Source organism: Actinomadura sp. HBU206391 (genome assembly GCF_014323665.1).
Classification (GTDB): Bacteria; Actinomycetota; Actinomycetes; order Streptosporangiales; family Streptosporangiaceae; genus Actinomadura_C.
Genome location: NZ_JABVEB010000168.1, coordinates 1 through 12,497 on the forward strand (window position 1 = coordinate 1; position 12,497 = coordinate 12,497).

The following is a 12,497-nucleotide window of genomic DNA, read 5'->3' on the forward strand; positions in this document are numbered from 1 at the left end:
CGAAGGCGCCCTCGTGGTCGGCGTCCCACAGCACGATGTCGGCCAGCATCCCGGGCGCGAGCGCCCCACGATCGCCGACCCGCAGTGCCGCCGCGCCGCCGAGCGTCGCGGCCCGCAGCGCCTCGGTGACGCTCAAGCCGAACATGGCCACCGACAGCCCGATGACCAGCGGCATCGAGGTGATGCCGCACTGGCCCGGGTTGTGGTCGGTGCCGAGGGCGAGGGTCACGCCCCGGTCGAGCATGGCCCGGACCGGCGGGGTGCGCCGGGTGCGCAGCGCGCTGCCGGGGCAGACCGTCGCGGTGACGCCGGCGTGCGCGAGAGCCTTGATGTCCTCTTCGCTGGCCTCGGTGAGCAGGTCGGCGGAGGAGCAACCGACCTCCGCGGCGACCTGCGCCGCGCCCACCCGGTCCTGGGCACAGGCGTGGATGCGCGCCTTGAGCCCAGCCTGCTTGCCGGTCAGCAGCAGTGCTCGTGCCTCGTCAGCGGTGAAGTGGCCCTCGTCGCAGTAGACGTCCATGCTGTCGGCACCCGCCGCGGCGGCGTCACCGGCCCAAAGGCGAACGGCCTCGACGTAGTCGCGGCGGCGGCCGAAGAACTCGGGCGGCAGCACGTGCGCGGCGAGGAAGGTCGCGTGGATCCGCGGCATCGCCGGCTCGCTCTCGAGGGAGCGCAGCAGCCGGATGTCGGCGAGCTCGCCGTCGCGGGTGAGGTGGTAGCCGGTCTTGGCCTCGACCGTCGTCGTTCCGCCGACGATCCACTGGCGCAGGCGTTCCCTGACGTTGTTGCACAGCGTCCACGGATCGGTCCCACGGGTCACCGTGACGGTGGAGTTCACGCCTCCGCCGGCTGCGGCGATCTCCGAGTGCGTCGACCCGCTGGTGCGCATCGCCAGCTCGGCCCAGCGATTGCCCGCGTAGACGGGATGGGAGTGCGCGTCGATGAGCCCTGGCGTGACCAGACCTCCGCCGAGGTTCTCCACGTGATCCACGTCGACGATGTCATCGATGACGCCGGGAACGCTCTGCGGCAGGTCGGACGCCGGCCCGGCCCAGACGATGCGGTCGTCGTGGATGAGGATGGCGGCGTTGCTGCAGACATCGGTGCCCGTCCAGAGCCTTCCGATGTTCGTCAACAGCCGTACGGTCATGGTCGCTTCACCGGCCGACTGTGGCGTTCGGCGGAAGGACAGGGATTCCGGACATCATGCAGAGGGTCACCTGCTCTCGATCGAAATCGCCGACTGGGTGCCGGCGAACCGTCGGGGGGTTGTTGATGGTCGACTGACCACCGGGAGCAACGAGCCCGGAGATATCGGTTTCGTCACGGTAGTGCACGAGAGGCCCGACGTTCAACCTCTGGCCGCCAAACGCCACCCCACTCGAGAAAGTTCCTTCAACACAACCGGACAAAGATCTCAAAGCTGGCAAACCCATAGAGAAAACCCAGTCCCTGGCCACCGCCGTCATCACCCCGCTCTAGGACATCAGACCGTACGGAGTTACACCGGCCCGTCAAGAGGAATTCGCAATGTGTAACCGTTCAGCGACCTGCGTTTTCCGCTGATTCAGACATTCAGTGACGCGCCACTCAGCTTTCCGAAAATGCCGCGTCAGGCGGTCGTCGTGGTGTACCGCTCGAGTTCGGCGGCCAGGCTCACCGGCACCCTGGCGTGCAGCGCCGTTCCGTCGGCGGTGTGCTCCTGCGCGAACACCTCGCCCTGCTCGTGCACCCGTGCGACCACGTCACCGCGGTCATAGGGCACCAGCACCTGCACCAGGTGCTCGAGACCGGGCAGGCGCTGCTCGATGGCCACGAGAAGGTCCTCGATACCGGCGCCGCTGCGGGCCGACACCACGACGCTGCGCGACTCCCTGCGTTGCAGCCGGACCACGGCGAGCGGGTCCGCGGCATCCACTTTGTTGATGACCACGAGCTCGGGCACCGTGTCGGCGCCGATCTCCCTGAGCACCTCTCGGACGGCGTCGATCTGCGCCTCGGGGTCGACCTCGGAGCCGTCCACGACATGGAGGATGAGATCCGCGTCCCCGACCTCCTCGAGGGTGGACCTGAACGCCTCTACGAGCTGGTGCGGCAGATGCCGTACGAAACCGACCGTGTCGGTCAGCGTGAAGGCGCGGCCGCTCGGCGTGCTCGCCCGCCGTACCGTCGGATCCAGGGTTGCGAACAGCGCGTCCTCCACCAGCACGCCCGCGCCGGTCAGCCGGTTGAGCAGCGAGGATTTACCCGCGTTGGTGTAGCCGGCGATGGCCACCGACGGCACCTTGCGCCTGCGCCGCTCGGCCCGCTTGGTGTCGCGCGCCGTGGCCATCCCGGAGAGCTGCCTGCGCAGCTTGGCCATCCGGGTGCGGATCCGCCGCCGGTCAAGTTCGATCTTGGTCTCACCGGGGCCGCGGCCGCCGATGCCGACGCCGCCCGCCGCACGTCCGCCGACCTGCCGGGAGAGGTTGCCACCCCAGCCTCGCAGGCGGGGCAGCAGATAGTTGAGCTGGGCGAGCTCGACCTGGGCCTTGCCCTCACGGCTGCGGGCGTGCTGCGCGAAGATGTCGAGGATCAGCGCGGTGCGGTCGATGACCTTGACCTTGACGATCTCTTCCAGCTGGCGCAGCTGGCCGGGCGCGAGCTCTCCGTCGCAGATCACGGTGTCGGCGCCGGTCGCGATGACGATGTCGCTGAGCTCGGCCGCCTTCCCGGACCCGACGTAGGTCGCGGGATCGGGCGTCGAACGGCGCTGCATCAGGCCCTCGAGCACCTGCGAACCGGCCGTCTCGGCCAGCAGCGCGAGCTCGCGGAGCGAGTTCTCGGCCTGGCGTACGTCGCCCTCGGTCCAGACGCCGATGAGCACGACGCGCTCGAGCCGCAGTGCCCGGTATTCGACCTCGGTGACGTCGCGCAGCTCTGTCGACAGTCCGGCGACCCGCCGCAGCGCCTGGCGCTCGGCGAGCTCCAGGTCACCGTTGATGGCCTGGTCTTCGTGGTCTTCGGAGTAAGCAGCAGTCATATGTCCTCAGAGATGGAACGCCGTGGCGCGGCGAGGTCTTCCCTCGATCGTCTCACGCGTGGCCTGCGCGTTCACCTGCTTTTGTGCCCCCGCTCACCCTGCGCGACGCCCACCGTGGGTATGACCGGCCAGAACGGGACCCGCGCGTGGCATCGCGGTGACCTCCTTTGACCCCCCTCCGCATACCGGACTAATATTCCGCGTAACAGAAGTTTGTTTTCACTAGACGAAAGGGAAGGCTGATGGCCGGAGCCGAAGGCGTGGAGATCAACGCTCCCCTTCACGATCGCTACGACGAGGTCCTCACCCCTGAGGCGCTGAGCTTCCTCGCCTCCCTCCAGCGGGAGTTCGGCGCTCGCCGCACGGAACTCCTGGCCCAGCGCGGTGTGCGCGAGAGCCGGCTCGCCGCCGGCGGCACCCTCGACTTCCTTCCCGAGACCGCGGGCGTCCGCAGCGAGCCCGGCTGGCGGGTCGCCGAGCCCGCGCCCGGGCTGGAGGACCGGCGGGTCGAGATCACCGGGCCGACCGACCGCAAGATGACGATCAACGCGCTGAACTCGGGCGCGAAGGTGTGGCTCGCCGACTTCGAGGACGCCAACACCCCGCTCTGGGAGAACATGGTCGGAGGGCAGCTCAGCCTCCGCGACGCCCTCGACCGCACCATCGACTTCACCTCCCCCGAGGGCAAGAGCTACGCGCTGAAGCCCGACGACGAGCTCGCGACGATCGTGGTGCGCCCCCGAGGCTGGCACCTGGACGAGAAGCACGTCATCGTGGACGGCGAGCGCATGTCGGGCTCGCTGTTCGACTTCGGCCTCTACTTCTTCCACTGCGCCCGCCGGCAGCTGGAGAAGGGCAAGGGCCCGTACTTCTACCTGCCGAAGATCGAGAGCCACCTCGAGGCGCGGCTCTGGAACGACGTCTTCGATCTGGCCCAGGACGAACTGGAGATCCCCCGCGGCACGATCCGCGCGACGGTGCTGATCGAGACCATCCCCGCCGCGTTCGAGATGGAGGAGATCCTCTACGAGCTGCGCGATCACTCCGCGGGCCTCAACGCCGGCCGCTGGGACTACCTGTTCTCAGTGATCAAGAAGTTCCGGTCCCGCGGCGCGGACTTCCTGCTGCCGGAGCGCAACGCGATCACCATGACGGCCCCGTTCATGCGCGCCTACACCGAGCTGCTCGTGCGCACCTGCCACAAGCGCGGGGCCCACGCGATCGGCGGCATGGCCGCGTTCATCCCGTCGCGCCGCGACGAGGAGGTCAACCGGGTCGCCTTCGAGAAGGTGCGGGGCGACAAGACCCGCGAGTCCGGCGACGGCTTCGACGGGTCGTGGGTGGCCCACCCGGACCTGGTGCCGATCTGCCGCGAGATCTTCGACGGCGTGCTCGGCGACAAGCCGAACCAGCGCGACCGGCTCCGCGAGGAGGTCCAGGTCTCGGCCGCCGACCTGCTCGCCGTCGACCAGACGCCCGGTGAGATCACTGAGGCCGGGCTGCGCAACAACGTCGACGTGGGCCTGCAGTACATCGCCTCGTGGCTGGGCGGCAACGGCGCGGTCGGGATCCACAACCTCATGGAGGACGCCGCCACGGCGGAGATCTCCCGCTCGCAGATCTGGCAGTGGATCCACAACGACGTCGTCCTGGCCGACGGCGCACAGGTCACCGAGAAGCTGGTCGAGCAGATCATCGACGAGGAGCTCGGCAGGATCCGCGAGGCCCAGGGGGACGCCTTCGACGAGCGGCGGTTCGCCGAGGCGGTGTCGCTGTTCAAGGAGGTCGCCCTGGCCGACGACTACGCCGACTTCCTGACCGTCCCCGCCTACGAGCGCATGCCCTGAGACCACCGCCCCTTGATCAGGCCGCTCCGCTCGCGGAGACGGCCGCCGCGGGACCGCGTCGTCCGGTACGGCCACGGCCGGCCGGCGTGGTCCTGCCGTATCTCCGCTGATCCGGCTTTCACGGAATCGGCGACTTTCCGGGTACGTGACCATTGCGTGATCGCGGGACAAGGCGTGTGCTGAAGGAGTGATGGCGATGGACGTTGCGGCGATGGCGGCACGATTCACCGAGCTGCTCGGGGCCGAAGGGGTCATCACCGACCCCGTGCGGCTCCGTACCTACGAGTGCGACGGGCTGACCTACCATCGGGCGACTCCGGGCATCGTCGTGCTGCCCGGCGATGCCGGGCAGGTGGCCGCGATCGTCCGGGAGTGCGCCGCCGCCGGCGTGCCCTACGTCGCCAGAGGTTCGGGCACCGGGCTGTCCGGCGGGGCGCTGCCGCGCACTGACGGGGTGCTCATCGTGACCTCGCGGATGCGCAGGATCCTCGAGATCGACATCGCCAACGAGCGGGCCGTCGTCGAACCGGGCGTGATCAACCTCGACGTCAGCAGGGCGGTGCGCCCGCACGGGTACTACTACGCCCCCGACCCGTCGAGCCAGCAGATCTGCTCCATCGGCGGGAACGTCGCCGAGAACTCCGGCGGGGCGCACTGCCTGAAGTACGGCTTCACCGCCCACCATGTCCTCGCCTGCGAGGTCGTCACCCCCGACGGCGAGATCGTGACCCTGGACGACGGGCCGGGCTACGACCTGCTCGGCACCTTCATCGGCGCCGAGGGCACGCTGGGCATCACCACCAAGATCACTGTGCGGCTGACCCGGCTGCCCGAAACGGTGCAGACGCTCCTCGCCGCGTTCGACTCGATGGAGGCGGGCGGTGCGGCGGTGTCGGCCATCATCGGCGCCGGCGTGGTGCCCGCGGCGATAGAGATGATGGACGCGCTGTCCATCGAGGCGGCCGAGGCCTCCGTCCAGTGCGGCTACCCGCCGGGCGCGGGCGCGGTGCTCATCGTCGAACTGGACGGTCCCGCCGCCGAGGTCGAGGAGCAGTTCGAGGAGGTCGAGCGGCTGTGCCGCGAGGCGGGCTCCTTCGAGATCCGCATCGCGGCCGACGACACCGCGCGGGCCCTCATCTGGACCGGCCGCAAGTCCGCCTTCGCCGCCGTCGGCCGGATCAGCCCGGCCTACATCGTCCAGGACGGCGTGATCCCGCGCACCGCGCTGCCGCAGGTGCTGGCGCGGATCGACGAGCTCTCCCGGGGCAGCGGCGTGAGGGTGGCCAACGTCTTCCACGCCGGCGACGGCAACCTGCATCCCCTGGTGCTCTTCGACGACGGCGAGCCCGGAGCGGGCGAACGCGCCGAGGCGGTCTCCGGGCAGATCCTCGACCTGTGCATCGAGCACGGCGGCTCCATCACCGGCGAGCACGGCGTCGGCGTCGACAAGTCGCGTCACATGACCCGGATGTTCACCGACGTCGATCTCGACACCATGCAGATGGTGCGGTGCGCCTTCGATCCCGCCGGGCTCTGCAACCCCGGCAAGGTCTTCCCTACGCCGCGGCTGTGCGGCGAGGTGCCCGGCGTGCGCAAGGGCGTCCACCCGCTCGTCGCCTCGGGCCAGGCGGAGCAGTTCTGATGCCCAGCAGAGAAGACGAATCCGGTAGAGAGGTGAGGATGACGACGCCCTCCAAGGCACTCGGCGAGGTCTGCGCCGATGTACGCCCCGGTGGTGCCGACGACGCCGTACAGGGCGTCGCACCCGCACACGTGGCGGCCCCGGCGACGGTGGCCGAGGCCAGTGCGCTGATGCGGATCGCCGCCGAGCACGGTCTCGCCGTGGTGGCGCGCGGCGCCGGCACCCGGCTGGACTGGGGGGCGCCGCCCCGGCAGTGCGATCTGCTCGTCGACACCCACCGGCTCGACCGCGTCATCGAGCATGCCGCCGGCGATCTCGTCGTCAAGGTCGAGGCGGGCCTGCCCCTCCACCGGCTCGGCGAGACGCTAGAGGCGAGCGGTCAGCGGCTCGCCCTCGACCTGCCCCTCGCGGGATCGACCGTCGGCGGCACGCTCGCCACCGCGGCGGCCGGGCCGCTCCGGCTGCGCTACGGCACCCCGCGCGACCTGCTGATCGGCGTCACCATCATCCGGGCCGACGGAGCGGTCGCCAAGGCGGGCGGCAAGGTCGTCAAGAACGTCGCCGGATACGACCTGGGCAAGCTCGTGACCGGCTCGTACGGCACGCTCGGCCTGATCGTCGAGGCGGCCTTCCGGCTGCACCCGCTGCCCCGGGGTCGGGCGTTCGTCACCGCGCCGATGGCCGGCGCCGTCGCCGCCGACGAGGCCGTACAGGCTCTGCTGCACTCGGCGATCGTGCCCAGCGCCATCGAAGTGGACGCGCCCGCCGACGGCCCGATCACGGTCGGCGTACTGGTGGAGGGAGCGCCGGCCGGCGTCACCGCCCGCACCGACACGGCCGCCGCGCTGCTCGGCACGGACGCCGAGGTCGGCGAGACCGCGCCCTCGTGGTGGGGGCGGGCCCTGGACGGGCAGAGCCTCATCGAGCTGCGGGCCAAGCCCACCGATCTGTCCCAGGTCCTGAAGGCGGCAGCCGGTGCGCAGGCACGGGGATCGGCGGGCAACGGGGTCTGGCAGCTCGCCCTGCCGGCCGAGGCCGGCGCCCAGCGGGTCGCCGAGGTCGTCGACGCCGCCCGCGCGCTGGGGCACGCCGTCGTCCTCACCGCTCCGCCCGAGGTGCGCGAGCGGCTCGACATGTGGGGGCCGGTCCCCGCGCTCGCGCTCATGCACCGGGTGAAGGACCAGTTCGATCCCGAGCACCGCCTGTCCCCTGGCCGCTTCGCGGGAGGCATCTGATGAACACGCCGAACCGGTCGGACGACCCGCTCGAGGCTGGGCAGGGCCGCACGGAGAGCGACGCGCCACCTGGCACGGACATGCTCGGGCTCATCAACGACTGCGTGCACTGCGGCTTCTGCCTGCCGAGCTGCCCGACGTACGTGCTGTGGGGCGAGGAGATGGACTCGCCGCGCGGCCGGATCCACCTGATGAAGCAGCACGCGGAGGGCGAGCCGCTCAGCGGGGCGATGGTCGAGCACTTCGACCGCTGCCTCGGCTGCATGGCCTGCGTGACCGCGTGCCCGTCCGGCGTTCAGTACGACCGCCTGATCGAGGCGACCCGGGCGGAGGTGGAGCAGGAGCATCCCCGGACAAGGCGCGAGCGCGCGCTGCGCGAGGCCGTCTTCGCGCTCTTCCCGTACCCCCGGCGGCTCAGGATGCTACGCGGCCCGCTGCGCGCCTACCAGCGCACCGGAATCGACCGGCTGGTCCGGCGCAGCGGGCTGCTCGAACGGATCTCGCCCACACTCGCGGCGATGGAGCGCCTCGCGCCGCCGCTGGGGAAGGCGAAGCGGCTGCCCGAGCGGATTTCCGCGCACGGTGAGCGCAGGGCCACGGTGGGCATGCTCACCGGCTGCGTGCAGCGTGAGTTCTTCCCCGGGGTCAACGAGGCCACCGCGCGCGTCCTGGCACTGGAGGGCTGCGAGGTCCTGGTCCCGAAGGCTCAGGGGTGCTGCGGCGCCCTGTCCCTGCACTCGGGCCGGGAGGAGGAGGCCCAGGCCTTCGCGCGCCGGGCGATCGAGGAGTTCGAGCACGTCGACGCCATCGTGGTCAACGCGGCCGGGTGCGGCTCGGCGATGAAGGAGTACGAGAAGCTGCTGGCCGGCGATCCGGAATGGGCGGGCCGGGCGGCCGCCGTCAGCGCCAAGACCCGCGACCTCGCCGAATACCTCGAAGAGCTCGGGCCGCGTGCCGTACGGCATCCGCTGCTCGTCACGGTGGCCTACCACGACGCCTGTCACCTGGCGCACGCCCAGGGCATCCGCGCCCAGCCGCGCGCCCTGCTGCGCGGCATCCCCGGGCTGACCGTCAAGGAGGTCATGGAGGCCGACGTGTGCTGCGGCTCGGCCGGCACCTACAACCTCATGCAGCCGGAGGCGGCACGTGAACTCGGCGACCGCAAGGCGGCCAACGTCACCGCCACCGAGGCGGAGCTGCTGGTGGCCGCCAACCCCGGCTGCACGCTGCAGATCACGACGGCGATGAGCGCACGCGGCGAGCAGATCGCGGTCGCCCACACCGCCGAAGTGCTCGACGCCTCCCTGCGCGGCGTCGGCCGGGACGCCTTCCTCGCCGGCCGGTGAGCTCGTCCTCGGTGCGCGCCCATGGGTCAGCACGGTCGACACGGATCAAAGGTCGGGGTGGTCGGAGGCACCCGAATCGACCCACTCCATGCCGTGCCGTGTCCGGGCGGCCGCCTCAGGAGGCGTCGTGGAAGACGAGCCCGAGGGTGTACCTGTTTCCCGAACGGATCGTGGACACCCCGTGCCGCACGGGGGACGCCGACCAGCCGCGCTTGGACGGGACGGGCCGGTCGCGGGTGGTGAAGATCAGGCCGTGTCCCTGCGGGATGAGGACGGCCGTCCCGCGCGACTGGGCCCTGGGGCGCTGTTCGACCAGCAGGAACTCACCGCCCGTGTGATCCTCGCCCGGGACGTTCAGGTTGATCACGACCTGGAGAGGGAACACCTTGTCGCCGAAGAGGTCCCGGTGCAGGGCGTTCCAGTCGCCTGTTCCGTAGCGCAGCAGGATCGGCGAGGGCCGCTCCTGGCCGGCCTCGTGACAGATCGCGAGCCACTCGTCGAGGGTGTCCGGCCACTCCGCCTCGCGGCCGAGCTTGGCGTACCAGTCCCGCGCGATGGGCAGCAGCCGCGGGTACAGCTCCTCGCGCAGCCGTTGGACGGGCTCGGGAAAGGGGCGGTCGAAGTAGCGGTACTCGCCACTGCCGAACCGGTGGCGCCGCATGTCCACCGTGGAGCGGAAACGACCGGTGTCGCCGTACATGCCGGCCAGCAGCGCGCACTCCTCGGGCGTCAGTAGCGGCGGCAGCAGGGCGCACCCGTGCTCGTCCACCTCATCGGCCACCGAATCCCAGTCGGCCGAGGCGACCCGGCGGGCGAACGCGTCCGCGGGGGCTCGGCAACGGTCTTGCTCTTCGCGGTCGTACGGGTGGTGGTCATACCTCCGCCTCCATGGTCAACAGGATGTGCTTGGCCTCGACCCCGCCCGCGTAGCCGCCCATGCCGCCGTCGGAGCGCACGACCCGGTGGCAGGGCACGACGACGGGCAGCGGGTTGGTGGCGCAGGCGGTGCCCACCGCGCGGACCGCCCGAGGGCTTCCGGCGGCGGCGGCGACCTGGGCGTAGCTCTCGGTGCGGCCGTAGCCGATGTCACGCAGGTGCATCAGCACCTCGCGCCGGAAGCCCTTCGACAGCCGCCAGTCCAGCGGCAGGTCGAAACGGGTCCGCCGACCGGTGAGGTACTCCTCGATCTGCCGGCTCACCTCGTCCAGGCGGCGCGGTGCGTTCAGGATGCGGGGGCTGACGCGGTCGGCGAGCTGCTGTAGCACGGCGTCGTGGTCCTGGACGGCGTAGGCCACCTTGACCAGGCCCACGCCCGTGCCCGCCAGCAGGAGGCTGCCGACCGGCGTATCGAGCGTGCGGTAGGCGACGTCGAGGATCCCCTCGCGCTGCACCCGGTCGACGAGCCGGTCGTGCAGCCGGGCCATCGCGGGCGCGTCCTGCTCGGGAAGTGCCGCGAACAGGCGTCCGGTCTGTGAGTCGGATGCGGTCATCGAGCCACTCCCCTCTGATCGATGGGTCCGGGATAGGTCTTTCGCAGGGTCTTGATTCCGTCCGCGGCCGCCCTGCGCGCCGCGTCCGTACTCCCGCCGCACAGAGCGGCGATCTCCTTGTACGGCAGCCCGGCGAGATAGTGGTAGGCCACCGCCTGGCGCTGCCGGGCGGGCAGTGCCTTGAGCGCGCTCCACAGGTCGCCGTCCCAGTCCTCCGGCCGACCGGTTCGGCTGGGAGGCTCAGGCAGTTCGTCCACCGGAGTGGGCCGGCGGGCGGCGGCCCGGGTGACGTCGATGGCCTTGCGGTGGGCGATCGTCACGAGCCACGCCTCGACGTTCGAGCCGGACGGCAGGTCCGGGTACGCCCGCATCGCCGAGAGGAAGGTCTCGGACCAGGCGTCCTCGGCGTCCTGAGGTCCGAGGACGGCCCGGCACACGCGCAGCACCATGGGACCGTGGTCGGTCACGATCTGCTGGAACAGTCGCATGGTCACACCTCGTAGACGCCCGGCTCTCCGAGAACGTGAGACCGCCGGTCAAAACAGCCTCGCCTCCCTTCGCGCGGCCGGCTCCTCCAGATCCAACAGGAACCGCTTGCGGTCGAGGCCTCCGGCATAGCCGGTGAGGCCGCCGTCCGCGGCCACCACCCGGTGGCACGGCACGATCACCGATATCGGATTACGCGCGTTCGCGGCGCCGACCGCCTGCGCCAGGGACACGTTCCCCAGTCGCCGCGCGAGATCCCCGTACGAGCGCGTCTCACCGAAGGGGATCTCCGTCAGCAACCGCCACACCTGCTGCTGGAACTCATCACCTCGGGGCGCCAGGGCAAGCTCGAAGCGGGTCCGCTCATCGGCGAAGTACTCGCCCAGCTGACGGCGGACCTCATCGAAGCCCGACTCGTCGTAGGCGCCCAGCTCCTCCGGCCCGGGGCCGCGGCGGTGCCGTTCGAAGTACATCCCGCACAGCACGCCGTCCTCGGCGACCGCGGTCAAGCCGCCGATCGGTGACGCGATGACGGTATGGGTTCTGGCCATGTCGCTTCGCCTTCCGAGACCATGGGACCGCCGGTGCGGCCCGCTCCACCCTGAAGACGACCGGTGGCCCGGAAACGTGAGATCGCATCGCCAGGTCTCAAGTGTCCGTATGGCTACACTCCTTCGCACATGAACGAGCCGGGTCGCGGGAGGCCGAGATGACGGACGTGGGGCGCCGGGGATTGCTCGGGCTCGGCGTGGTGGTCGCCTTGGGGGCATGTCGGCCCGTGGAGCCGGTGCGGGCGGCTCCGACGCCCAAGGCGAGCCCGGGTCCTGGCGACGTACGGCGGGACACCGCGCCCCTGGAAAGACGGTTCACCGCGCTCGGTCGTCTCTTGGACGCCCACTGGCTGGGTCATCCGCTGGGGGTCGATTCGCGCCTGTCGGTTCCCGGCCCCACCGATGTGCGTGTCGTGGGGATCGCCCGGCTCCGGGCGGGGAGAGCCGCCGCCATCGTCTCGGCGCGGCGGGCGGACTTCCGTGCGCGGGTGCCGAGCCGCGTGCCGGATCCGCTGACCGGCTTCATGCCTCCCGGCGCCGGTTGGGTGGGGAGCGCGGCCTTCGACAGTGAGATCACGCGCGACGCCTACTACGGGGCCTTCCATCTCGACCCCGAGTCCGACCACGTCTACTTCGATACCACCGATCCGGTACCCGCGCCGGGCGGCGGGCCGTCCTGAGAGGTCAGCGCCCGCCGCCGGCATAAAAGCCGATGTCCTCGTAGGCGAGGTCGTAGAAGCCGCGCGCTCCGACGTTGGCGAGCGAGGAGCGTACGGCGACGAACTGCGGCCGCTGGTACAGCGGGAGCACGCCCGCCGCCCGCCAGATCAGCGCGTCGGCCGCGTTGGTGAGCGCCCGCGCCTTCACCGGATCGAGTT

Annotated in this window: 11 protein-coding genes and 1 pseudogene; 5 read left to right on the forward strand and 7 right to left on the reverse strand. The window is 70.9% G+C overall.

Going from position 1 to position 12,497, the window contains the following annotated elements:
• Positions 1 to 1,150 (reverse strand): imidazolonepropionase (gene hutI, locus HKK72_RS29170; RefSeq protein ID WP_187237647.1); only part of this gene is annotated, 1,150 nt, incomplete at its 3' end.
• A gap of 462 nt (positions 1,151 to 1,612) precedes the next feature.
• On the reverse strand, positions 1,613 to 3,022 hold the full coding sequence (gene hflX / locus HKK72_RS29175; protein ID WP_187237648.1) for a GTPase HflX: 1,410 nt from the start codon (positions 3,020 to 3,022) through the stop codon (positions 1,613 to 1,615).
• 242 nt (positions 3,023 to 3,264) lie between these two features.
• On the opposite strand from hflX, the gene aceB reads away from it, so the two are divergent.
• The 4 genes from aceB (at position 3,265) to HKK72_RS29195 (ending at position 9,092) form a co-directional block, all read left to right on the forward strand.
• Positions 3,265 to 4,869, forward strand: coding sequence for a malate synthase A (gene aceB / locus HKK72_RS29180; RefSeq protein ID WP_187237649.1), 1,605 nt, complete (start codon positions 3,265 to 3,267; stop codon positions 4,867 to 4,869).
• 190 nt (positions 4,870 to 5,059) lie between these two features.
• Entirely contained in the window at positions 5,060 to 6,511 is a 1,452-nt protein-coding gene (locus tag HKK72_RS29185; RefSeq protein WP_410050354.1) for an FAD-linked oxidase C-terminal domain-containing protein, read from the forward strand.
• 38 nt (positions 6,512 to 6,549) lie between these two features.
• Positions 6,550 to 7,746, forward strand: a complete 1,197-nt coding sequence (locus HKK72_RS29190) for an FAD-binding oxidoreductase (RefSeq protein ID WP_187237651.1) — start codon at positions 6,550 to 6,552, stop codon at positions 7,744 to 7,746.
• An 80-nt stretch (positions 7,747 to 7,826) separates the two neighbouring features.
• A complete protein-coding gene (locus HKK72_RS29195) occupies positions 7,827 to 9,092 on the forward strand; it encodes a (Fe-S)-binding protein (protein WP_222721277.1) in 1,266 nt (421 codons plus the stop codon).
• Positions 9,093 to 9,207: 115 nt separating this feature from the next.
• Here HKK72_RS29195 and HKK72_RS29200 read toward each other — a convergent pair whose 3' ends face one another.
• From HKK72_RS29200 to HKK72_RS29215, 4 genes are all read right to left on the reverse strand, one after another.
• Positions 9,208 to 9,873: a 2OG-Fe(II) oxygenase gene (locus HKK72_RS29200; RefSeq protein ID WP_187237653.1), complete on the reverse strand. Its 666-nt coding sequence runs from the start codon at positions 9,871 to 9,873 to the stop codon at positions 9,208 to 9,210.
• Between the two features lie 91 nt (positions 9,874 to 9,964).
• Positions 9,965 to 10,582 carry a methylated-DNA--[protein]-cysteine S-methyltransferase gene (locus HKK72_RS29205; RefSeq protein ID WP_187237654.1) on the reverse strand — a complete coding sequence of 206 codons (618 nt, stop codon included), beginning with the start codon at positions 10,580 to 10,582 and terminating at the stop codon, positions 9,965 to 9,967.
• On the reverse strand, positions 10,579 to 11,070 hold the full coding sequence (locus HKK72_RS29210; RefSeq protein ID WP_187237655.1) for an RNA polymerase sigma factor: 492 nt from the start codon (positions 11,068 to 11,070) through the stop codon (positions 10,579 to 10,581). Before HKK72_RS29210 ends, HKK72_RS29205 begins: the two co-directional genes overlap by 4 nt.
• Before the next feature lie 48 nt (positions 11,071 to 11,118).
• Positions 11,119 to 11,619 (reverse strand): methylated-DNA--[protein]-cysteine S-methyltransferase, encoded by a 501-nt coding sequence (locus HKK72_RS29215; protein WP_187237656.1) that lies wholly within the window; start codon positions 11,617 to 11,619, stop codon positions 11,119 to 11,121.
• Between the two features lie 158 nt (positions 11,620 to 11,777).
• Between HKK72_RS29215 and HKK72_RS29220 the strand changes: the two genes are divergently transcribed.
• The gene (locus HKK72_RS29220) at positions 11,778 to 12,299 is read left to right on the forward strand and encodes a hypothetical protein (protein ID WP_187237657.1); all 522 of its coding nucleotides are present in this window, start codon (positions 11,778 to 11,780) and stop codon (positions 12,297 to 12,299) included.
• A 4-nt stretch (positions 12,300 to 12,303) separates the two neighbouring features.
• Here HKK72_RS29220 and HKK72_RS29225 read toward each other — a convergent pair.
• A pseudogene (locus HKK72_RS29225) lies at positions 12,304 to 12,497 on the reverse strand (ABC transporter family substrate-binding protein); the annotation flags it as partial.